At 45.6% G+C, this 24,004-nt stretch carries 18 protein-coding genes and 2 pseudogenes; 13 read left to right on the top strand and 7 right to left on the bottom strand.

Features of this window, described 5'->3' with window-relative positions:
• Positions 1-62: 62 nt before the first annotated feature.
• The gene (locus tag ACH19P_RS05245; protein WP_462157468.1) at positions 63-2,615 is read right to left on the bottom strand and encodes a TonB-dependent receptor; all 2,553 of its coding nucleotides are present in this window, start codon (positions 2,613-2,615) and stop codon (positions 63-65) included.
• A gap of 420 nt (positions 2,616-3,035) precedes the next feature.
• Here ACH19P_RS05245 and ACH19P_RS05250 point away from each other — a divergent pair, with 420 nt between their 5' ends.
• Positions 3,036-4,025, top strand: coding sequence for a substrate-binding domain-containing protein (locus ACH19P_RS05250; RefSeq protein ID WP_462157469.1), 990 nt, complete (start codon positions 3,036-3,038; stop codon positions 4,023-4,025).
• 13 nt (positions 4,026-4,038) lie between these two features.
• Here ACH19P_RS05250 and ACH19P_RS05255 read toward each other — a convergent pair whose 3' ends face one another.
• Genes ACH19P_RS05255 through ACH19P_RS05265 form a run of 3 tightly spaced genes read right to left on the bottom strand, consistent with a single transcriptional unit; the run spans position 4,039 to position 6,673 of the window.
• Positions 4,039-5,004 (bottom strand): GGDEF domain-containing protein, encoded by a 966-nt coding sequence (locus ACH19P_RS05255; protein WP_462157470.1) that lies wholly within the window; start codon positions 5,002-5,004, stop codon positions 4,039-4,041.
• A gap of 27 nt (positions 5,005-5,031) precedes the next feature.
• Entirely contained in the window at positions 5,032-6,450 is a 1,419-nt protein-coding gene (locus ACH19P_RS05260; RefSeq protein ID WP_462157471.1) for a methyl-accepting chemotaxis protein, read from the bottom strand.
• A complete protein-coding gene (locus ACH19P_RS05265; RefSeq protein ID WP_462157472.1) occupies positions 6,440-6,673 on the bottom strand; it encodes a hypothetical protein in 234 nt (77 codons plus the stop codon). The genes ACH19P_RS05260 and ACH19P_RS05265 overlap by 11 nt, the downstream gene beginning before the upstream one ends.
• A gap of 261 nt (positions 6,674-6,934) precedes the next feature.
• Between ACH19P_RS05265 and ACH19P_RS05270 the strand changes: the two genes are divergently transcribed.
• The 5 genes from ACH19P_RS05270 (at position 6,935) to ACH19P_RS05290 (ending at position 14,314) form a co-directional block, all read left to right on the top strand.
• On the top strand, positions 6,935-9,811 hold the full coding sequence (locus tag ACH19P_RS05270) for a M14 family metallopeptidase (protein WP_462157473.1): 2,877 nt from the start codon (positions 6,935-6,937) through the stop codon (positions 9,809-9,811).
• Between the two features lie 128 nt (positions 9,812-9,939).
• A complete protein-coding gene (gene murI / locus ACH19P_RS05275) occupies positions 9,940-10,734 on the top strand; it encodes a glutamate racemase (RefSeq protein ID WP_462157474.1) in 795 nt (264 codons plus the stop codon).
• A 204-nt stretch (positions 10,735-10,938) separates the two neighbouring features.
• A complete protein-coding gene (pdsO, locus tag ACH19P_RS05280; RefSeq protein ID WP_462157475.1) occupies positions 10,939-11,655 on the top strand; it encodes a sortase-associated OmpA-like protein PdsO in 717 nt (238 codons plus the stop codon).
• A 27-nt stretch (positions 11,656-11,682) separates the two neighbouring features.
• Positions 11,683-13,713 (top strand): marine proteobacterial sortase target protein, encoded by a 2,031-nt coding sequence (locus ACH19P_RS05285; protein WP_462157476.1) that lies wholly within the window; start codon positions 11,683-11,685, stop codon positions 13,711-13,713.
• Positions 13,706-14,314 (top strand): class GN sortase, encoded by a 609-nt coding sequence (locus ACH19P_RS05290; protein ID WP_462157477.1) that lies wholly within the window; start codon positions 13,706-13,708, stop codon positions 14,312-14,314. The genes ACH19P_RS05285 and ACH19P_RS05290 overlap by 8 nt, the downstream gene beginning before the upstream one ends.
• On the opposite strand, the gene ACH19P_RS05295 is transcribed toward ACH19P_RS05290, so the two are convergent.
• Complete coding sequence (locus ACH19P_RS05295; protein ID WP_462157478.1) at positions 14,215-15,162, bottom strand: DMT family transporter; 948 nt, start codon at positions 15,160-15,162, stop codon at positions 14,215-14,217. The genes ACH19P_RS05290 and ACH19P_RS05295 overlap by 100 nt on opposite strands.
• A 122-nt stretch (positions 15,163-15,284) precedes the next feature.
• Here ACH19P_RS05295 and proB point away from each other — a divergent pair.
• The 5 genes and pseudogenes from proB (at position 15,285) to ACH19P_RS05320 (ending at position 20,313) form a co-directional block, all read left to right on the top strand.
• Positions 15,285-16,398, top strand: a pseudogene (gene proB / locus ACH19P_RS05300) (glutamate 5-kinase).
• Between the two features lie 44 nt (positions 16,399-16,442).
• Positions 16,443-17,423: a GGDEF domain-containing protein gene (locus ACH19P_RS05305; protein ID WP_462157479.1), complete on the top strand. Its 981-nt coding sequence runs from the start codon at positions 16,443-16,445 to the stop codon at positions 17,421-17,423.
• Positions 17,424-17,472: 49 nt separating this feature from the next.
• Positions 17,473-17,832, top strand: a complete 360-nt coding sequence (locus ACH19P_RS05310) for a glutaredoxin family protein (protein WP_462157480.1) — start codon at positions 17,473-17,475, stop codon at positions 17,830-17,832.
• Positions 17,833-17,977: 145 nt separating this feature from the next.
• Entirely contained in the window at positions 17,978-19,468 is a 1,491-nt protein-coding gene (gene gltX, locus ACH19P_RS05315) for a glutamate--tRNA ligase (protein WP_347393033.1), read from the top strand.
• Positions 19,469-19,611: 143 nt separating this feature from the next.
• On the top strand, positions 19,612-20,313 hold the full coding sequence (locus ACH19P_RS05320) for a DUF3581 family protein (protein WP_462157481.1): 702 nt from the start codon (positions 19,612-19,614) through the stop codon (positions 20,311-20,313).
• Between the two features lie 491 nt (positions 20,314-20,804).
• Here ACH19P_RS05320 and ACH19P_RS05325 read toward each other — a convergent pair whose 3' ends face one another.
• Positions 20,805-21,692: a DUF3604 domain-containing protein gene (locus ACH19P_RS05325; RefSeq protein WP_462157482.1), complete on the bottom strand. Its 888-nt coding sequence runs from the start codon at positions 21,690-21,692 to the stop codon at positions 20,805-20,807.
• A pseudogene (locus ACH19P_RS05330) lies at positions 21,622-22,128 on the bottom strand (DUF3604 domain-containing protein); the annotation flags it as partial. The gene ACH19P_RS05325 and the pseudogene ACH19P_RS05330, both read right to left, overlap by 71 nt.
• A gap of 370 nt (positions 22,129-22,498) precedes the next feature.
• Here ACH19P_RS05330 and ACH19P_RS05335 point away from each other — a divergent pair.
• Positions 22,499-22,966 carry a hypothetical protein gene (locus ACH19P_RS05335; protein ID WP_462157483.1) on the top strand — a complete coding sequence of 156 codons (468 nt, stop codon included), beginning with the start codon at positions 22,499-22,501 and terminating at the stop codon, positions 22,964-22,966.
• Positions 22,956-24,002 (top strand): TIGR03032 family protein, encoded by a 1,047-nt coding sequence (locus ACH19P_RS05340; RefSeq protein ID WP_462157484.1) that lies wholly within the window; start codon positions 22,956-22,958, stop codon positions 24,000-24,002. The genes ACH19P_RS05335 and ACH19P_RS05340 overlap by 11 nt, the downstream gene beginning before the upstream one ends.
• Positions 24,003-24,004: the final 2 nt, after the last annotated feature.

A 24,004-nucleotide genomic window follows, 5' to 3' on the forward strand; every position in this document is an offset into this window, starting at 1 on the left:
AACTCAAAGTAAAAATAGGTATGCAGCACAGAGCACTGCATACCTATCGCGCAAAGGTTTGGTTATTCGCCGAACGCGTAGTCGAAGCGCAACGTGAAGTTGCGACCCGCTAACGGCATAAAGTTGTGCGCGCCGGGGAATAAGGGCACATCGTTGATGTAATCGAAGTGTTCAACATCGGTCAGGTTTTTACCGATCAGGGTAAGCGACCAACCATGCTCTAAAGAATTCAATCGCAGGCTCGCATTAACAAAGGTTTCAGCCGGCTCTTCGCCAATTGGATCCAGATCGTCAACGCGATAAACAGAACTGCGGTAGTTGAAGTCTAAATTGCTGATCAATTCATACTCATCAAAGTCGGTTATGTGGTTGAAAGCTAGGGATGCCGTAGTCTCTGGCGCATTGGATGCCGTTTTGCCGCTCATGTCATTGATGCCGGCGTTTGCACACGCTGCATTGTTGTATCCCATAGCAATACCAATTTTCTGAGCAATGTCATTAGTACCCGCATACAAGGCTTGGCGTGTAGATAAGAACTGGTCGCTCGTACACGCTTGATTCACAAAGTCATCGTACTCAAAATTAAGTAAGCCAAGAGCGCCTGTCACAGTGAGTGATTCAGTTGCGGCCCAGCGACCATCGATTTCTAGGCCATAAGATTTTGCTTTTGCGGCATTTTTCACTTCAAATGTGGTATTGCCACTGAATACAGCAACTTGAATGTCATCAAATGTTGAGTGGAATGCGGCAATGTTGATATCTGCGACACCCTCGAATAACGTAGTTTTTGTACCGACCTCAAATGCTAAAACATCTTCTTCCTCAAATGCCACATCATTGGAGTTTGCACCTTCTGGGCTGCGCATGTAGAAAGAGTTGAATCCGCCTGATTTGAAACCTGTGCCCACAGTCGCGTAGCTCATGGTATCGTCGTTAACGTCGTATTGCAGATTTACAGACCAATCTAATGAATTTTCGCTACGGCTCATACCCGGATCTGAAGAAGTAAAATTGTGGGTTTTAAACTCACCGACCTGCTCTGCAACAGCTATCACAAGTGCATTCGTACTTTGCTCTTTGTTGTTAGGAGTAAAATCAGTTGCGTAGCCCGCTTTATCAGCGGATTTGTCTTCTTTGGTGTAGCGCACACCTAATGTTGCACGGAAATCCTCATTCACATTCCATGTTCCTTGAGCAAAAATTCCATATGTGTCAGAGTCTTGCTCGAGTTTAGCATAGCGGCCAACACCTGTTGGAATACCTGCAAAAGCCGCAGCCGTACCGCACGCATTCAACAGGCTTGCAGGACCACCCAAGCTAATTACACCTACGCCAGTGCTGACTACATCGCCTGGTGCATAAACGCTATTGATGTCACCACCGAGTGCATTTACGCCCGCTGTACAGCCGCCAAGTAAGACTTGTTTCAGGGTAGGAATATTAAACAAAGATAAACCGTCAGTAGTAAGGTCTTGCTGCTGCCAATATAGGCCAGTCATGTATTCAAACTCGCCCCCAGTGTTAGATGCGAAACGCAGTTCTAAACTGTTTTGGCTAAAGTCTTCACTGTCATTAAAACGTAAACCATCCAGTGCTGAATAATCAGCATCGAGACTGCGATCAAATTCATAGGTTGAATGACCGGCTGTGATTGTCAGTGCGCCTGATTCAAACTCAGTTTCACTGGTGATTGAAAGCTCGTTCGACTTACCGTCCATACGCTGCGACGAACCAAAATTTAGAACCGGATGAGTATTCCCTATATTCGCTTCTGTATAACTTTCTATGGCCGCGAATGCAGCGATGGGACCTGCTTTGCGTGTACCATGTGGAAACGCACCCACCTCAAAATCACTCGATTCCAACATTACAGTCACAAGCGTGCTATCGCCCGCATCCCATTCAAGCGTAAAACGTCCCATCAGTTCTTCGCTTAATGGACCACCTTGGTCATAAAAGTTATTGTGCAGCCAACCTTCATCCATTTCTCTTGAGAGTATAAATGCACGAGCGCGTACGTCATCGCTAAGTGCACCCGTGACCATACCACTGAGCTCTGTCTGCTCATGGGTTGGGTTGTAACTGGCGCTCACACGGCCATTGAAAACATCATCCGGGCGAGCGGTTGTGATGTTCAATGCGCCAGCGACCGTGTTTTTCCCAAAGAGAATACTTTGTGGTCCACGCATGACTTCAACGCGTTCAACATCGACAAAAGAGAATCGTGATTGCACGCCTCGGCCACGGTATACGCCATTGACGAAGGTACCAACAGACTGCTCAAAGCCAGCTTGGTTGCCTGATTGCATACCGCGGATATTAATTCGGTCGGCAATCGAATCTTTGGCTATTTTAAAATTGGGAATATAACCAGACAAATCTTCCAAACGCTCAATACCAGAGTTCTCGAGCTTTTCAGCATTGACTGCAGAAACAGAAAGAGGAACTTCTTTGAGTGATTGAGAACGTTTTAAAGAGGTAACAGTGATGGTTTCGAGGGTTCTATCCTCGGGTTCACGTTGTTGTTCTTCTGCCGACGCCTGTCCTTGATGTAAAGCAGCATAAACAAGACTCGCTAATAATAATTTTTGTGTGCTAATCGCGTGTGCTTTCATAATCTCATACCATGTGTGTTGAACAGCTAGGGTTGCATAATGAAACCCAGTTTTTAACTGTGACTTTACAAGGTAGTTACAAAGTAATTTGAATTCTTGACATTATGCGACACTGTGATGACAACTCACGACATCCAAGGTGCGTTGACTTTCTAGAAACTTATTTTCAACACATTGATTTATAGCCGTAATTCATGTTTTCCCTGTTGTGGTACTAAAATTGATTGAGTAATGATTTAGTGTTGCATTTTAGTGGGTGTCGTGGGCTTTTCATCGGCCTTGTTGGCGATCTAAATAATGACTTATTCGTAATTTTTGCTAGCGTAAAAATCACTTTGTTTACATTTTTTAACGAATGATGAGATAATCGCCAAAGTGCTAGAGTAGGGCGTATTCGATAGTAGAGGATGTAGTAAATCTATGAGCTTTTTTGTGCGAGTTTTTACTTTTTCGCTATTAAATATGATGGCTTTGGTGAGTGTTGAAGCGACGGCTAAATTGACCCTTGCGGTGGTAGGTAAAACTAAAAATGACACGTTTTATCAGGCGTCTTTTTCTGGCTGTAAAGCGTTCACTGAATCCCACCCAGACGTTGAATGCATCTATGATGGTTCAGATGATTACCAAGATGTGCGCACACAAGTTCTTATCGTTGAAGAGTTGCTAAATCAAGACATAGACGGCTTGCTCGTATCCACCACCGATTCTGAGTTTCTCGCCGGTCGAGCGCTGACGTTGGCGCAGCGTAAAGGCATTCCCGTTGTCACCTTTGATTCCGATTTACTACCACAACACGCACACTTTCGCTTGGCGTATGTTGGCACCAACAACTTTGATTTTGGAGTTGCCCTTGGCGAAGCAGCTAAAAAATTCAGTAATCAAGAAAACCAATCTGTGTGCATTCAATCAGGTCATGAAACTACTCCTAACCTTAATGAACGTATAAAAGGCGTGCGCTATGCATTATCAGGTCGAGCGGATATACGCCTTGATGGTCGCTCTGGGTGGACCGAGCACCCTCGCTGCCCACTGTATACATTAGGCCGTCGTGATGAAGCTCTGGCGCAGCTGATGACGCTCATAAGCTATGATCCTAGACCAATGTTTATTGGTGTTGCTGGATTTGCACAGTTTAATTCAAAATACATAGAGCAATTAGCTCCTCACAAAGCGCTAATAGAAAATCAAGAGCTGGTGATTGTCTCCGCGGACACCGAACAGGAGCAATTGCTTGCTTTAGCTGATGGTTTATCAAGCATCAATATAGGGCAAGATCCGTTTGAGATGGGGCGCAAAGGGGCAGAACTGCTGTACGACTTCATTAAACATGGTAAGAAGCCAAGTCAAGAACATTACTATTTACCGTTTCATTATTGTACGCGTGATAATGCGATGAGTTGCACTCAGTAATGAAACAGCACAGTTAACGCAGTGCTTCACGCTTTATACTTTTGTGTTTGTACATGTGTGAGTCAGCCCAATCGACTAACTCAATAAGGCTTTGTTCACCTGTAAATTCTGCATGCCCAAGGCTGTATTCAAGCCGCAACGAGGATTTATTCGCCCGATTATAGGCCTCAATGCGCTGATTTAATCGACTCAGTAATCCTTCAAGTTCTGTTTCGCTCGTGTCGCTGAAAAGCACCACAAATTCATCACCACCCATGCGTGCAAAGATGTCTGAGGCGCGAAAAGACTCATTTAAATGCCGCGCAAAGTCACGTAATACTTCATCACCAACTTGGTGGCCGAGGGTGTCGTTTATGTTCTTAAAGTTATCTAAATCAATAAAGAGTAAACAAGCGTTTAGCTGTTCCCGTTTACAGTGTGCTAGGGCATGTTGTGCCAGCATTTCAAAGCCGCGACGGTTACTGATGCCGGTAAGCTCATCAAGAGTCACTAACGTGGTTACTTTAAATTCATGTTCTACCAACAGAGACAACTCTTTAAGCATGCTGATATCCTGCTCGGTCATGTGCTTGGGTTCATGATCGATCAAGCACAAGGTGCCTACGGGATAACCATTTGGGGAGTTTATTGGGCAGCCTGCATAGAACCGAACATGCGGAGGTCCTATCACTAAAGGGTTGTCAGCAAAGCGCTCATCACGCAACGCATCGTTTATAACCAAGGGTTCTTTCTGATTAATCGCATGACCACAAAACGACACGGAACGTGGAGTTTGAATATCGTCTAACCCTTGACGTGACTTGAACCATTGTCGATTAGTGTCAACTAAGGTGATTAACACTATCGGGACTGAAAACATATGCTTGGCGATACGGGTGATACGATCAAATCGCTCCTCAGCAGGGGTATCCAACAGCTTCAATAATTGCACAGCTTGGATACGTGCATCTTCGTTGTCTGAAAACGTTGGCTCAATCATCACGTATCCTGTTCAAATGGGGCGAATTCACAGTTTAAAGCTATTCACTGACTTCACTAAATCTGTCGATATGTTCGCTATATTACTGGACTGGGCACGCGTTTGCGATACTTGATCTAGCGCTTTTTGTGTCAGTGAATTTAGACCGTTTACGTTGCTGGTGACGTCATCAACGACAGAGCTTTGTTCTTCAGTCGCCGTGGCTATTTGGTAAATCATGTCATTAGCAACTTCTACGGCATGGCGCATCTCTTCAAGAACACTCTTAGTTTTGTCCGATAGCTCCTCGACGTCGAGTACCGCAGCGTTGCCACCATCAATGGCCTCAACCGCCTGTACAACTCCACGCTCTAAATCTTGCACCATTTTTTGGATATCTTCAGTGGAGTTCTGGGTACGACTTGCCAGCGTGCGCACTTCATCGGCGACTACAGCAAAGCCACGGCCCTGTTCGCCAGCGCGAGCGGCTTCAATTGCGGCGTTAAGCGCGAGTAAGTTGGTTTGTTCAGCGATTTCCCTGATGACATCGAGTACTCGAGCAATGTTTTTGGATTCATTCGCAAGAGTTTGAATGACCTCGCTGGCACTTTGCATCGATTGAGATAAGTGACTGACCTTGGCAAGTGACTCATCGACAACGAGTGTTGTTTGCTGGCAATGAACTTGTACTTGCTGCGTTTCAGTGGATGCTGTTTGAGTGTTTGCAGCGATTTCATGCACAGCGTGGGACATCTCGGTAATGGCAGTTGCGACTAGATCGAGCTTCTGATTTTGTTCATCAGATGTTTTTTCACTGGTTATTGATATGTCTTCTAGTGAATTAACCGCCTGATTTAATGCATCAGATTCCTTGCTGATGTCTTTTACTAAGCCATGAATGTTGTCAATTAACTTGTTAAACGCCTTGGATAGTGTGGTGATTTCGTCTTTTCCGCCCTCATCAAGGCGGTGTGTTAAGTCACCATCACCGTCACAGATATCGTTGATACGCTCGGTGACTTTGATAATGCGTGAGGTGATAAGCCTTGGTGCCACTAAAATACTGACAAGACACACCGCGAGAGTGATTAGCGCAATGATGACCAAGAACGCATTTTGTTCGCTATTTTCACTTTCTGCGGTCTGTGTTCGTTTATCGGTAAGTGCCAACAGTGTTTCACCTACCTTGTCGTAATAACCTCGCAGAGTCTCAAATGCAGGCATCACCTTCTGATTATTATGCGCGATTGCAGCGTCTACTCCTTGAGAGTCGATGATGCCGAATAGTTCAGTACTCAAGGTCTTCCAAGTATTGAAGTCGCGTTCAAAACCTGATGTAGCTGCGCGTATATCATCATTGTCTTTGAACAGTGCCATAACCTCAGTCATGCGCTGATGGGCTTGCTCTGCGTTTTCTTCATATTCATCACGGAATTGACTCTTTTTATTTGTGCCTTTATGCAGCATCAGATTCTTGTGTGGCTGTGAGTGCTTGATATAAATCTCTATCGGCATTGATGCTTTTAGAAATAGATTGCACATAACTGTTGGAAACTTGGGATAAGTCACCCATTAGCTTGTTTGCATTTTTGAAACTGAACAGACTAATGATGAGTAAAAGAAGTGTAATCGCCAAAAGTGGCACTGCCATTTTAATACGAATGGAGTAGTTATCTAAATTGATAGGCATTGGTTTACCTCAAAAAACGTTTTGGCTGAAAAGAACGCCAAAAATCGTGTCACTGCATTACAAAGAACTATAGTCGAGATTGTCTAAAAATCAGTAAATAAATCAGTGTTTTTGATGTTTTAATCGAGGCGTATTTTTTCGGTCATGGTGACGCAAAACATCCTGTCGCGCGATTTTGTTAATTGGTCTTAATTCCCCACATGGAAAATGCTGGCTGCTATATTTGAAGGTGCATAAAATTATAAAAATAAAGGAAAAATAATGACAATTAACAGGGTCCTCTCTAGTGCTGCTTGGTGTTGTGCATTGCTCAGTGCGAGCACCCAAGCCACCGTACTTATGAAGCCGACACCGCTAGCGGCTGCACAGTATCCAGCATTACATCAGGGTGAATACGATTCTGAGATTACGCCGGCGCAGGACATTTTAGGTTTTGATGTGGGGCAGCGCACTGCAACACCTGAGCAAATTAACGAGTTGGTTAACCTGTGGGCGCAGCAAAGCGACAAAGCGCAAATCATAGAATATGCACGTAGCTATGAAGGCAGGGCGCTGCACTATTTAGTGATCAGCTCGCCGAAGAATTTAGCGAATCTGGATAACATAAAAGCGAATATTGCCAAACTGAGTGAACCAGATTCGTTATCAAAAGCGCAAATCGACAAGCTGATAGACGAAACACCGGGCACCGCGTGGATGGCTTACAGCATTCATGGTAATGAATCTTCTGGCTCCGATGCGTCTTTGGCATTTATTTATCAACTATTAGCAGCGAAAGACCCCAAGGTTGCGTCCTTATTAGATAATTTGGTTATCTTAGTGGACCCGATGATGAACCCAGATGGACGTGCGCGCTTTACTAAGCGTTTGCAGGAAAATCGCGGCACGGCACCTAATTTTGACGTGCAATCTTTGCTGCACTCAGGCGCTTGGCCATTTGGTCGTACTAATCACTACTATTATGACCTTAACCGTGACTTCTATTTCGCTGTAAACCCTGAATCAAAGGGGCGCATTAAAGCGATTAATCAGTGGTTCCCGCAATTGATGATTGATGCTCACGAAATGGGCGCATTGGATACTTTCTTGATGGGCCCGCCGCGTGAGCCACTCAATGTCAATATTCCTAGCAGCACAAGGCAATGGAGCGAAGTATTTGCCGATGAGCAATCCGGCACATTCGACAACAAAAACTGGCCTTACTACACCGGCGAATGGTTCGAGAATTTGTATCCTGGCTATTCAAACTATGCAGAATATAAGGGCTCAGTGCATATTCTTTATGAGCAAGCGCGTACCGCGGAAGATGGCGTGAGGCTTCACAACGGCAATATTCGCACCTATAAAGAGTCCGTGGATTACCAATATGTGAGTTCATTGGCGAACTTAGAAACGTTGCAAAAGTATAGCAAGGCCATGTACAAGGACTTTGTAAAAAACCGCCTTGCGCACATTGACCCACAAGGAAAATACGGCCAGCGCAGCTTTGTGATATTGCCTACAGATAACACGTCACGATTACACAAACTATTGGATATCTTTGATTTACAGGGTATTGAATATGCAATCACCACGGCTGATATCCAAGTCAGCAAAGCCAAAAACCATCTTGGTCAGGTGAAAGCGACGACCATTCCCAAGGGCTCCATTGTTGTGCAAAACCGCCAATATGATGCGCCCTTGCTTGCCACCATTATGGAATTTGATGCTGAGCTAAAAGACTCTGTATTGCTCGAAGAGCGACAAAATACGCTGCGTGATGGCAGCTCAATTATGTACGATACCACCGCATGGAATGTCTCCATGATGTATGGTTTACCCGCATTGGAAGTACCACAGCATCTAGATAGAAGCCTCGGTGAGTATCAGCGTCCGAGCGAATTCGGTTTGGTGGACAAAGAAGGCGCGATTGCCTACATGGTCGATGGTGCAAGTGATGCCTCAGTTGCCTTCGCAGCGCGTCTACTTGAACAGGGTGTGAAGGTCCGTGTGCTTGATAAGGCGGGACTGTTTGACGAGCAAGCGTTTAATCGTGGCTCAGTGGTTGTGAATAAGTACGATAACGCCATGAGTGACGCGCAACTCAAAGAGTTACTCGATCAAGCTGCAAAAGATGTCAAAGTTCAGGCTATGGCAGTGACGCGTGGTTTAGGTAAAGGTGACTTGCCGGATATTGGTGGCGAAAACTTCAAACTGCTAACGGCACCAAAAATTGCCTTTATAAGCCAAAACGGTATCGCACCGGGTGATATTGGTTCGATGTGGCACTTACTTGATACCGAGTTGGGAATTCGCCACAGTCACCTCAATCAAGAGATGTTGTCGTATAGCGATTTGCGTTTGTACAACGTAATTATTGTGCCCAGTCGTTGGTATGGTGAACTCTCTAAAGCAAATATCGAGACCCTAGACAAATGGGTTGAAGCGGGCGGAACCTTAATAGTCAATGGAAATTCTGCGGCACAGTTAGCTGCGGCAGAAAAATTTTCAAACGTGTCTTTGTTAAAAGCGAGCTTTGAAAAGGCCGGCGAATACGACGTTGCGCTTATGCGTGAATGGCAAGCTAAGCAAGACACCATCGCCAACGCCGAATTGGTTAGTGCTAACACAGTCTCTGCCACGCTTTCTTTCCCATGGGATAAGGGGGAGAGCATCAAACCTATGTCGAAAGAACAACTTGAACAATGGCATGATTGGACGGCAGCTTTTATGCCTTCTGGCGCAATTTTAGCAGGGCGCACAGACCAAAAGCATTGGTTAAGTTATGGAGTGACTGAGCAATTACCTGTGCTCGCAGGCAACGTGCCTTTGTTTATGACCAAGCAAGGTGTGGATGCTGTTGTTCGCTATGGGGTGATGAGCGAAAACAAGCAAGCTGAGCAGCGTATGATTGGTTGGGCAACCGTGCCACAAGGACAAGATTTGTATGTGCGCATGAGTGGATTATTGTGGCCTGAGGCGGCGCAGCGTATGAGTAATACTGCTTATCTTACTCGAGAAGCCAAAGGCAATGGTCAAGTGATCATGTTTGCAAACATGCCTAACTTTAGGGGCGCAACCAAAGGCACTGCGAGGTTGCTACTGAATGCGATTGTGTATGGTCCAGGTCTGGGCACAGAAATGATGATCCACCTTTAAGCCTATGTTGTTGTCAAAAGCCGAGCCAAGTGCTCGGCTTTTTATTGCCATTTTCTCCATCGTGATGTTGGCAATGACAACTAAAATACTTAGAATTTGCTCCACTTTTCATCTCAGTGCGCAGTACTTTGCTTAATCAACCCATCGGCATTTTTGACTCAGGTATAGGTGGACTCACCGTTGCACAAGCGGTGCATCAGCTTATGCCAGCAGAGGATATTCTTTATGTCGCGGATGCGGGTTTTATGCCCTATGGCAGTAAAACTCCCATGCAAGTACAGCGGCGTTGTGAAGCCATCACATCACATTTAATTGAGCAAGGTGCAAAGGCGATAGTCGTTGCTTGCAATACCGCAACAATGGCAGCGATAGACGCTTTGCGCGAAGGTATTGATGTGCCCGTCATTGGTGTGGAACCGGGGGTTAAGCCCGCACTGGCATTGAGCCAAACAGGTGTGATTGGGGTGTTGGCAACGCCATCCACGATTGCCTCACCCAGCTTTCATAATTTGTGTGAACGTCAGCTACATGGGCGTGGCACCATTGTCTACCAGCCTTGCCCTGAGCTGGCGTCATCTATCGAAGCGTTGCGCCTTGAAGGTGATTACATGCAGGCATTGTTGTGGCAATACGTTGAGCCTTTGATGTCGAAAAATGTTGATACCCTAGTATTGGGTTGCACCCACTATGCCTTTGTATTGCCTACCTTGAAGCAGATTCTTCCTGCGCATATTCGCGTCGTCACGACTGAGCAAGCGGTGGCTGAGCAAGTTAAACGTCGTACCGCGCCTCACGCGCATGACACTATTGCAAAAGGTAGGGTGCAATTACTGACCTCGGCAGATGCAGCATCGTTGCGCCAGCAAGTGGCGGCTTTGTGGCCACAATTAACACCCACCGAGGTAGTCCAACACATTTTCTAAGTCTGCGATAACGTGCTGTTTTAACGCTTGTTAAGTTCGCGCTAAGGCTTGCCATTTTGTTGCCACAATTGCTCTGTAATTCTCCTTTTTTACACCCCTTTATTGCCACTGTGCCTTGTTTTAATTAGTTCCAAGCAAGGCGAGACACCAACCAATCACTTTCTCGCCCCACCTAGACCAACTGAGTAATAAAGGATGAAAACAATGAAAAAACAGCTTTTAGTAACCGCACTTGTATCTGTCATGGTTAGCGCGCCAGCAATGGCAAAAGAGAAAAAAGAAATGGCGCCTGAAACGGCATGGGGTTTAGGTGGCGGAGCCGCATTCGGCGCCATTGTCGGTGGTCCAGTGGGAGCCATTGCTGGGGCGTTCGTTGGCGCCCTTATTGGTGAAAAAGAGGCAGCGGAAAAGACCGTCGATGACCAAGCAATTATGCTTACCCAGTACAAGGATACTGACAAACAACTTCGTAAAACCTTAAAGAAAAATCGTGCTTTGATGGCGCAAATTAATAGCCTTGAAGATGAACAATACCGTTTGGAGCAAGCACGTGTTGATGACCTATTAGCAATGACGGTGCAGTTTCGCTCTGGCTCAGCAAACATTGAACCGCACTTTGCTGAACAGCTTGACCAACTGGCACTCATTTTAAAGCGTAAGCCTGATTTAACCTTGAACCTCAACGGTTATGCTGATGTGCAAGGGGATGAAAAAGCCAACCTAAGTCTGTCGCAGCGACGTGCTGATGCAGTAGCTCAACATTTAGTTAATCAAGGGGTGAATCAAAGTCAGTTATACGCGCAAGGCTTGGGCGAGCAACGCGTAGTCGCCAACGGTAATGAATATGAAACGAACTTCTTCGATCGCCGTGTAACGCTTACCGCGCGTGGTGCTGCGCAAAGTCAGATGGCAAAGAACTAAGCAGTCATCAAAGACGAGGACCAGATTATGTTGAGTAGTCCTAGCAAAGTGCTCACAGCGTTCGCTGTGAGCCTTTTATCCCTTCTGCACAGCGTCACATCACAGGCGCAGGAAGATGCGCAAGCGCGCCTTAATTTTCATGATGTGCAAGGTACCAGTGTTGCACCGGGGGTACTGTTACACACAAAGGCGTCGATGCAGATCACCGGGCTTATTAACCATGTTGAGATCACGCAAGTGTTTGAGAACCGCCATCCTTTCGCCGTTAATGCTCAGTATCTATTTCCACTGCCCAGTGAGAGTGCCGTGCATGGTATGGTGATGACGGTGGGTGAGCGAAAAGTTATTGGTAAAATCTCGGAAAAACAAGAAGCCGAGCGCCAGTACCAAGTTGCCAAGCGTGCAGGGAAGCGCGCTGCTATTGTCAAACAACAGCGCGCCAACATGTTTAGTTCGCGTCTAGCTAATGTAGGGCCAGGTGAAAGAGTAGAGATCACGCTGAATTACCAAGAGATGATTGCATTTCGCGGCGCGCAAATAAGTGTGCGTCTGCCGATGACCTTTACTCCACGTTATCACCCCAAACGTTATGAAATGGCCACCGAAGAAAGTGCACCATCACAACATACATCAGCCGCAGAACAAGGCTGGTTGAACCCTAAATTTGTGGCAAAACTAACACCACATCACGATGCCTATGCCCCGAATAAACCTTTATTGGAAGTGGATATCGATATCGACTTTGGTTTGGAATTAGAACACATCCAAACTCCCCAGTTTCACTCGGTGATTACTAATCCAAGTTTTGGTCATTATCGTGTGCAATTAACGGATAATGATATGAATCGGGACTTTGTATTACGCGCCAAAGTGGCGCCGAGCAACGAAGCCCAAGCGGCATTTTTCCGCCAAACTGCGAAATCAGGGGACTATGGTCTGATGATGTTGATGCCGCCAAGTGATGAGTTTATGACCACGCAACGGATGACCCGAGAAATCATTTTCGTGATTGATAGTTCTGGTTCGATGCATGGAGGTTCTATGGATGCGGCCAAACAAGCCGTGTTTTACGCCCTTGATAACCTCAACGATAATGACAGTTTCAACATTATTGATTTTGACAGCAACGCAAGTATGTTCAGACCTCAAGCTGTGGTTGCCAATGAGTTTAACCGCGCCGAAGCGGAGCGTTTTGTGTATAACTTGCAAGCTGATGGTGGAACGGAAATCGCCGATGCGCTCAATCATGCGCTGGATGGCAACATACACCCAGACTATGTACGCCAAGTGGTGTTCCTTACTGATGGCAGTGTGGGCAATGAACAAGCCTTATTTGAGCTCATTGGCCAGCAGTTAGGCGACAGTCGCTTATTCACCGTGGGCATCGGGAGTGCGCCGAACGCTTATTTCATGCGTCGTGCGGCGCATGTAGGTCGTGGTAGTTTCACCTTTATCAGCCATAGCAGTGACGTGAGCCGCCAGATGAAAAACTTATTTGAGCGCTTACAAAATCCAGCAATTCGCGATGTGCAGTTAAGCGGGTCATCTTCTCCTGAACTGGACTACTGGCCCAAGCCGTTGCCCGATTTGTACTTTGGTGAGCCCATTATGGTGGCAATTAAACTGACACCTGGGCAACAAGACATACTCATCGATGCGAACAGTCAATTTGGCCCACTGCAGATGCGCATGCCGATGCATGACAGCACCGCCAATTACCCGCACAGTGAAGCAATCGCTCGGTTGTGGGCGCGCCAGCAAATCTCCTCATTATTGTTGTATCACCAGCAAGATAAGGTGCGCCAACAGGTATTAGATTTAGCGCTTGAGCATCAGTTACTGAGCCCGTTTACCGCGTTTATTGCTATTGAAGACGTGCCAACATCAACGGTAGCAGAGCACGATGAACAAGTCGCGAATCCCGTGGCTAAAGACCAAAGCATGATGCGTTTTGCGCAAACGGATGGACAGTCAATGTGGCAGCTTCTGATTGGCGTTTTGTTGATGTTCATTACCGCAGCTTGGCGTTATAAAACGCGAGGTGTGCGTCATGGCTAGAACGTTGCGCCTTGTTTCGAGTCGATTGGCATTGATGGGCGTGTTTATCTTAGGGGCGAGTTTCTTCGCCCACGGCACTTATATGCAAGCCAAGGCATGGTTGGCACAAGCATTGATCGAGCACGCATGGCAACAAAGCCTTGAGCGCCAGGGGGCCGACGTGGCTCCTTGGTACTACGCAGATACCCATGTGGTTGCCAAATTGGCGGTGCCAACACTGGATATTGAACGGTTTGTTCTATCAGGAAGTAGTGGCAGAAACTTGGCCTTTGCGCCAGCTCATGACTTGGCATCAAGTCCACTAGGAGAAGAGGGAGGCAGTGTCATTGCCGCGCACAATGACACTCACTTTGCTTTTTTACGTCACGTGAAGGTGGGTGACGAAGTGTTGCTGACATTGCGAGATGGACACACCGAGCGCTACCGCATCACAGCCAAGCAGGTAGTTCATGAAAGTGAGACCGACTTGGCAATGAGTGATGGTTTGCACTTAGTGACGTGTTACCCCTTTAATTCACCGGTGTCAGGAACAGAGTTACGTTTGTTGGTGTCGGCAGTGAGTGTATCGTCATCTTCTTCTAAATCAACCACCACAGCTTGATGGCGTTGGCTCACCATCACGCCGACGAACACCACCGCGATGCTCAGCCATTGCCATAATGTGAGCACTTCACTGAGTACAATGGCACTGAGCAACAAGGTGAAAATCGGGATTAGATTAGAATAGGCAGCTGCAGTGAGCACCGATACTTTACTGATTGCATAGTTGTACATACCGTAACCGCCAAGAGTGACGAACGTGCCTAAATACAGAATATGGGCAAACGCGATAGGGTCGTGCTCTTGCGGCATTTCTACGAACAGCAAGAAGGGTGAAAAGAATAATGAGCCCGCAAGACCTTGCAGTGCAATCAGGGTTAGCGGTGCATAGCGAGCGCTCAGGTGTTTCACGCTCACGGTGTAAAACGCCGCACACACCATGGCCATAAATTCGAGCGTGTTACCCAGCAGTGGATTTGGCGCCTGCTCTGAACTTGGCGATACCGCCGTGAGTAAAATACTGCCGCCGATACAGAGGGTAAAGCCAACAATAATGGCACGGCTAATGTGCTCTTTGAGCATAAAAAAGGCCAGCAGCGCGACGATCAGCGGCAAGCAAGATACGATTACTCCAGCTTGTGAAGCTGACGTGTATTCCATCGCATGCCCTTCGAATAAGAAGTATAAGCATGGCTCTGCCAGACTCATTCCTAGCAGGTATTTCCAGTCGCCTTGTCGATATTCAAAACGTTTTACAAAACGCCATAAACACAAGCAAACTGCCAGTGTTGTAAGCATACGCAAGAAAATAACAATCGTTGGGTCGTACGCGCCGACCGCGTATTTCAATGAAATAAATGAACTCCCCCAAAGGAAGGTCGCGATTATTAAGCAGAGACTTGCAGGCATAAGGATAAACGAGGTCGAAAAAACGTGCCGCGATGCTAGCACACTTGAATTAAATTAACTTGTTTATTCGCCCTTGCATGGGGTAATAATGGGGCAATTTCGGGATTCGAGGACAGCAAGAAGTGCAAACATATGGGCAAACAATTGTCATTAAATTAGGCACCAGCGTACTGACCAATAATGGCCAAGGGTTAGACAGAGCGCACATGGTGGAATTGGTTCGTCAGTGCGTACAGCTACAAAAAGCAGGCAATCAAATTGTACTGGTATCCAGTGGCGCTGTGGCTGCGGGTCGCGAATTACTTGGACGTTCACCGAGTAATGAGACGTTGGCACAAAAACAAATGCTGGCTGCGATTGGGCAAAGCCAGTTACTGCACACCTGGCAGAGTTTATTCGCACTGTATGGCGTGCCCGTAGGGCAAATGTTGCTTACTCGTGCTGATTTGGATGACCGCGAACGCTATCTTAATGCCCGTGACACCATGCTTGCACTGTTAAAAGAAGGCGCAGTGCCTATTATCAATGAGAATGATGCGGTAGCCACTGCGCAAATAAAAGTGGGGGATAACGACAACCTCTCTGCACGCGTTGCTGTGCTTGCTGATGCAGATAAATTATTGCTTCTCACTGACCAACCAGGTTTGTTTAGCGCTGATCCTCGCTCCAATCCTGATGCCGAACTTATCCCAGAAATCCGTCATATCGATGACTCTGTCAAAGCGCTCGCTGGTGGCAGTGGCACGGCGGTGGGAACGGGCGGTATGGCAACCAAAGATCGAAGCTGCAAGTATTGCTCGTCATGCGGGCGTGGATGTCGTGATCAGTGCAGGTCATGGTGATGACGTTATTATCAAGTGCCTAGAGCAACAGTTAGGTACACGTTTTGTTAGCTTAACCGCACCAAAAAACACCCATAAACGCTGGCTTTTGGCTGGCCCATTAAGCAAGGCGAAAGTGGTTGTTGACGCCGGTGCGGCAAATGCGATCCGTAACCATGGTGCTAGCTTACTGATTGTCGGGATCACTGCATTTGAGGGTGAATTTAGCCGTGGCGAACTGGTGCATATTCTCGACTCTGATGGCGAAAGCGTCGGTAAAGGCGTAGCGCGATATCACAGTAAAGAACTCGCGCAACTTTTAGCGCGACCAGCAGAGCCCAAGGAAACGGTACTTGGTTATGATAATGGCGCGATGCTAATCCACCGTGATGATTTCGTTAGCTTTTTAGACTAGTCCAACTACACTTACTCTACTAAGTAGGTAATTGTTAAACGCGGATGAAAAGTAACTCTTGTGGTCACCAATGGATGATTACACTCACGCAAAAGTTGAGTGAGAATGAACTCGACTTGGAATTGAAAAACATCCTTGAACACTTGCTACATAACACATACTTTGCACTCTACATGGATAAGAGTGTGGCTGTAGAACCACAACCAATTTGTGTGTTCGCATCAGCTGGTTTTCCAGCATTTAACCAAAAACAGGTTACGAATGTGATGCGAACGTTAGACAGTGACTTGGTCCGCATATCTGGACAGGACGGCAAGCATTGTTATTTCCCGATGCATCGAAATAACAAGTTGATAGGCTTTGTCGTCTGTCAAAGCCGAGTTTTGAGCAGTTTAGAAAATGCGTTCGTCATCACCAACCTATTGAACATTTATGCTAATCAACAATACGTATTATACCGTTCTCGGCTTGACCCTCTGACCGAACTCCTCAACCGTCAATCATTTGATAGTCAAGTGATGGACATCTTGCAGCAAAACATACTGCTATCAGAACTAGGTGAAGCGCCGACTTGGTTCTTGGCTATGGCCGATATCGATCACTTCAAAGAAGTGAACGATAACTTTGGTCATGTAATAGGTGATGAAGTGATCATTCTTGTTGCACGCATGATTCAAGAAAACTTCAGCAACAAAGACTTTGTTTTTCGCTATGGAGGAGAGGAGTTTACCGTACTGTTTCGCGCCACTGATATGCAAACAGCACAGCTGTTGCTGGATACATGCCGTAGAGACATCGCAAAACGAGAATTTCCTCGGGTTAAGACGCTCACATTAAGTATGGGATTTTGCCAACTCATAGGCAGTGATATGGTGCCGCAACTCGTGCAAAAGGCGGATACCGCGCTGTACGCAGCAAAAAATGGCGGCCGTAATCAAGTTGTGAATTTTCATGAATTGCCAACCGTGAACCTCACAGGCGACTACGGTGAAGGCTTTGACGACGACATGTTGGAGCTATTTTAACCGACGTGATACACTCTGCGCCCCAAAATTGTTAGCGATAAGAGTGCTCATGAAGTTTGTACGTTGGTTTTTAGGCCGCATCATTTTGTTTTTCAATTTCATTTTTACCCCGCGCAGTAAAAAGCGTGAACCGCAAGCCCAGCAGCAGCTAGATGCGCAAACTGCGAACATGGCTTTGTATCAATTTCATGCATGCCCGTTTTGCGTAAAAGTACGTCGTTCAATCAAACGCAACGGTCTTAATATTGAAACTCGTGATGCTAAAAATGATGACAATTATCGTCAAGAATTAGCACAGCAAGGCGGCAAGGTTAAAGTGCCGTGCCTGCGTATTGAAGAAAATGGTCAAGTGCAGTGGATGTATGAATCATCAGATATCGTTGCTTACCTAGATAAGTTAGCGGCATAAATCCCTATTCCTTCCCCGCAATGAAACACGGCGCAAATTATCTCTAATCTGTGTGTTCATTGCGGCGTTTTGTGCTACGAAATTACCCGCCTTTGTGCTAGCATTTGCAGCAAATTTTTAGTTGCTATATGAAAGAGAAGCTAGCATGACTGAGAACAAGATTGTTCGTACCCGCGTTGCCCCGTCACCAACGGGTGATCCGCACCTAGGCACAGCCTACATTGCCCTATTTAACTATTGCTTTGCCAAGCAGCAGGGCGGTGAATTTGTATTACGTATCGAAGATACGGATCAGGTACGCAGCACGTCTGAGTCTGAACAAGCAATCATGGACAGCTTAAAGTGGTTAGGTTTGCAATGGGATCACGGTCCAGATGTGGGCGGTGAGTTTGGCCCTTATCGCCAGTCCGAGCGCTCTGATTTATACCGCAAATATGCGCATCAATTAGTAGAGCAAGGTAAGGCATTTTACTGTTTTGCTACCGCTGAAGAACTTGATGAAATGCGTGAGCAGCAAATGGCCGAAGGTCTGCGCCCTAAATACGATGGTCGTGGCTTAAACCTAAGCGAAGACGAAGTCAAAGCAAACCTTGAAGCGGGCAAACCATACGTTATTCGTATGAAAATCCCTGCTGAGGGCACCTTCACGTTCAACGACTACCTACGTGGCGACATTGAGATCCCGTGGGAAAACGTCGACATGCAGGTACTATTGAAGCAAGACGGCTTCCCGACTTACTTCCTAGCAAACGTTGTTGATGACCACCACATGCAAATCAGTCACATCTTCCGTGGTGAAGAGTGGATCAACTCAGCGCCTAAACTACTAAAACTATATGAAGATTTCGGTTGGCAGCCACCTGTGCTTGGTCACTTACCTCTGCTTCGTAACCCAGATAAGTCGAAGTTGTCTAAGCGTAAGAACCCGACCTCAATCAACTACTACAAAGAAATGGGCTTTTTACCAGAAGCGGTATTGAACTACCTAGGTCGTATGGGTTGGTCTATGCCTGATGAGCGTGAAAAGTTCACCTTGGAAGAGATGATCGAGCACTTCGATATGAAGCGTGTATCACTGGGCGGTCCGGTATTCGACGTTGAAAAACTGAAGTGGTTAAATGGTACGTGGTTACGTGAAGACTTCTCTGACGAGCAGCTTATTCAGCGATTTGTCGAGTGGAAATACAATGGTGCTATGCTACAGCGCATCTTGCCTGAAGCGAAAGCACGTATCGATACGCTATCTGATCTTGTGGACTTAGCGGGTCACTTTGTTGCTGGTATGCCGCATTACGATCCTGCATTGCTAACAGACGGCAAGGTAGAAGAAGATGTAGTACGCCAAGCGTTACAGTTCTTCATCTGGGAACTTGAAGTGCTGCGTACATGGGAAAAATCTGAAATCTTCGCCATTGCGAAGAAAGTAGCGACGTTCCACGAGCTTAAAATTAAAGATTTCCTAGAGCCAATCTTCGTTGCAATTACGGGCAAGAAATCATCGACTTCTGTTATTGATGCGATGGAAATCTTGGGTTCTGATATGTCTCGTGCCCGTCTGCGTGTTGCCCTTGAGCACTTAGGTGTTTCCAAGAAGCAAGCGAAGAAGCTAGAGAAAGCATACCGCGATTTTAACTAATAAAATTGTGAGAAATACCAGCCGTCTTGTCCACAAGACGGCTTTTTTTGTGCCAAATTGTGGTAAAACACAACAGATACGACCTCTCTTTGCGTATTTTTTGTTACACTGCCGCAGTTTTTTTGTACTCAAGTAGAGCAAATATGTTAGAGCAGTATTATCAAGATTTTGGCACCCACGTGTGTATTACCCGCGAACAGGGCAGCCGTTTTGCCAAAGGCGTTGCTGATGATTTCAATCCACTTCATGATGTTGAAGCGAAAAAATTCTGTGTGCCAGGTGACTTACTATTTTCTGTAGTACTTGATAAATACGGTATCAACGAGCAAATGCGCTTTACTTTTGCCAACATGGTTGATGAAGGCGTAAAGCTAGGTATGCCACAGGGCGCTGCACAGTTCGACATCAAAGATGGCGACAAGTGTTACCTCAGTGTGGCGCGTGAAGGTAACAATAATGCCTGCAAAACGCTAACAAATGCACTGATCAAAAACTACGTTGAGTTCTCGGGTAAAGCATTCCCACACGTAGTCATCCCGTTGATGGCGACGAAAGGGGTAATGATTAACCCTGCGCGCCCGATGATTATCTATGAATCAATGAGCATTCACCTTGATAAACTCGATGCGGTTGCGCCAGATTTGCGTGAAGCGGAGCATGAGTTTACGTACGAAGGTAAGCGCGGCAAAATCGTATTACGTTTTGATTTACTTGAAAACGGAGAAGTGATTGGTCGTGGTGAAAAGCACATGGTGGTATCGGGTCTTCGTGAGTATTGCCAAGACACGGTGGATGAATTAATCCGTGGTTACAATGAGAAAAAGGCAGCGTTGAAACCAGCATAATTGTGGTCGAGGCGTCGACAAGGCGCTTTTTTGTAGGTCGGTGCTTTGCGCCGACACCGGTTTTATCTACAAGATAGCTCTGTAACGCCATCAATCCGTTAGTTGAATATGCTGATCGCTGCGCTTTAAAGGGGCTGATGCTTTTGCATCGTCCCTTTTTGTTTGACCGACAGCAAATAGCCGAGATCGAAAGCGTGCATCTAAACGGGCAAGCAGATACCTGTGAGTTTGGATGAGTTCGCCAAGTGCCGATAACGGACCTTCATACGTAACTCGTTTCTGCCCCAAAAAGAGTTAACGTAAATGCTCTAAGTTTACCTATGAGAGAGGATTGAACATTCTCTATATTGGAAGCACTCATATAGTATCTCGAATGTTTATTTTTTTATTTAGCTGGCCAATGCACTATTAATATATTCAATACTTTCAGCTTTGAGCACGTTGACCGTTGATTAATAGGTCTCATTTATTGAAACGTAATAAACAGTCTCTCAAACACCCAAAAAGAAGCAATTGAGCCAATTAGGTACGATGCCGTTGTAATTCCCGCCCATTGGAACGCCCTTTGCGTACCCGTCTTTCACCAACTTTTCATAACTAGAGTAGCTTTTATCGAACCCCTTACCTGCAAAGAAACGAACTTTCATACGTGGGCCACTAGTGGCGTAAGTTTCTTTGGCAAGCATTGAATCCCAAATGGCAGAGCGAGTGTTGGACTCAGCCCATACAGCAGCGAGTGCTCCAGGATTTGCGTCTGCAATGAGCATCTCACCCTCAAGCATGTTCTTGGAGCGGCCTTCAGACTTTTGATCAGCAAGACCATGACTACCAACACTGTAATTGTCCTCTTCAACATTACTTGGTGTACCGTTGTGGCTATTGGTGCCACCGACAAAACCATATTTAAATGGGTTTACATCTAGTTGCTCTTGGTATTTAATGCCTCGCCCCAAGCCATAACGAACGTAGTTTTCTTTGATGAAAGCGCGGCCATTAAACTTCTGAATGGTGACTGCATTTTCAAAATCAGCAAATTCATCGTTAGGCCAGACGTTAGGAATAACTTCGGAGTTACCCTTTACTTGCATCATTTCAATGAGCGGTTCCATACTCGCTCTTGTTTGTGCATAGTCTTTATCAACGGGCTTGCCTGATAAAGATGCTTCAGCGAACAATAAGCCTTTACTCTCATTCGAGTTGTGCGGAATCGCAAACACTTTTCTACCTTCCTCACGTTGTGATTTCATCCATGCCCACAGTTGCTCAGGTCTACTGCCCTCATTAGAAGAAAATGGCACATCGGGAAGGTTAGTGTCTCGGAATAAAATATTGCTCCTGCTGGTTTGCCCCACCAGGAGCCGATGTCCATTCATAGGCATGAATGGTGGTAAACTTACCTGGCTCGTAATGCGCTTCTGTGGCCTCAATGTTTTTTTGCCATGTTGACTTAACCGCCTCTGTACCTTGATAAAAATCAGGGTGAGGACTCCCTCCTCCAGCTAGAGGAGTAAGTACATATTGATTGTAAAGTTTGAGAGCTGTGGTTAAATCCTCCGCTTCCCTAAATGCCTTGGCAATTTCATGGTCGTAACCCGGCGCACCTTCATTCATCAAACTGTATGCTTCACCCATGAATTTAGAATGGTCAGTGACAGCAACAAAATCTAAAGGACGTTTAATTTTGTGCATACTGCCGTTGACCATCATTTTTTCGCCTTTGGCAAATCGGTATGCGTCCTCAGGTGTTAATCTGTTGCTCGCAATAAATGCATCCATTGAGACGCCTGTATGAACATGCGTTTCACCAAAGTAAGCGTCTTTTAACGGATTTTACTTTACTTTGGCTTCAGCTTCTTCCCAAGAGTTAGCTGCCGCCGCACTGCTAGCACTATAAATTGCAGGCAACATAAGCACGTATATTAAAGAGCGCAAAGAGGTAGTCATAACGAGAATCCTTTTGACATGTGAGCAAAATACATCCAATACCTATTAAAGGTAATATCCTTAAAAGGTTAACGCAACAAATCGACAAGAAAAATGAAATGAAGGAGTTGATGGTAAACATACGCTCTCTCAATGAGAGGAGCGAATTAGTTCTGTGCAACTACCTAATAAATCGTATAAATATCCACGTCTAGCGATGAAAGTGCCTATAATGGTTCTAAGGATTTCTTGAGAAAGTATTATGAATTCGTTGTTGTATGGGTGTTATAAGCTTGTAGATGTTTGGAATACTGACTTTGATCAAAAAAGCGTAAAGGAATATTGGGTATCTAATGGCTTTCTAGGGGAGATTGAGGCAAATAAGCGCATACGGGAAGTGCTGTTGCTAATCTTTTGCAATGAAGTCGTTGTTGGCGTTATTACTGCCGCGCCATTTCAACGCGATAGTAAAAGCTACTTGTATGGGAGGATCTCTATTGCCAAACCTCATAGAGGTACACAGCTATTTTCAGTCGCTTGGAAGTTTATTTTGCATAACCTAAGTGCCCGTAAGAATAATGGTCAACTGGAGCAGTCTGGGTTGGTCGTCGAGCTAAGTAATCCAAAGTTAGCTACTTTAGCTGTTAGAAAACGGATTCTTCAGCCGCTCAAAGCGATACCTATGGGAGTAAGCAAGAATAACATGCAGGTGTGGCTATATGAGTTTTGAGTTTACTTATTCTAAAAATATTCCTGAACTTATGCGCCGCTTGAATATCAGTGTCATGTTTACAACTTATCAAGCAGACCGAGTTGTTCTGCTTAATAGTAGCGACAGCGGATTGAAGTGTTTAGTTAGATATTTTCCGCGCCCGATGGGGATTGCGCTAAATGACGACTTACTTGCGATAGCGATGAAGGATCAGGTAACTACTTTCAAACAAAGTTCAAAACTGGCATTTGAATACCCTAACAAGCCAGGTCAATATGATTCAATATTTTTCCCTTTGTCTGTTCACTTTACAGGGAAGATTGATGCCCACGACGTCAGTTTTAGCAATGAAGGACTTGTTGTCGTCAGCACCGCATATAATTGTATATCCAAAGTTGGTGGCACGTTTGGTTTTGAACCACTGTGGAAACCAGACTTTATAGATGAAGTATTCCCTACAGATAAATGCCATTTAAATGGTATGGCTATTGATGAAAATGGAGAGCTCGCTTTAGCAACAGCCTTCTCAGAAACGAATGTGTACTTCGGGTGGAAACAAACCAACCAAAATGGTCTATTATTTGATTTGAGAAATAACACTGTTGTGTGTCGTGATTTGCAAATGCCTCATTCTCCGAGGGTTTTTAATGGCGATATTTACCTGCTGGAATCGCTAGCGGAAACCTTGGTTAGGATAGACCGTGAAACCGGAATGAAAGAAGTCTTATATAAGTTTACTGGTTTTGCGCGTGGAATGAACTTGATTGGAAAATACGCTTTCATAGGTATATCCAAATTTAGAGAAGAGTCTTTGAGAAATCTCAGTATCAACATTGACAATAGTAATGTGGTCCCATCGATAGTCGTGTTTGATTTATCCAAAAATACTGTCATCGGTGAAATTCAATTTCATTCAGATATTGAAGAAATATATGACGTTGTGTGCGTAAAAGGAACGATAAGCACTAATATTCTCAATTCAAATGAAGTTGATGGGTACAACCCTATTAATACTCCGAGTCTAACAGGGTGGTTCAAGACAGAAGGTGATTAATT

It is taken from the genome of Pseudoalteromonas sp. GB56, from assembly GCF_054923835.1.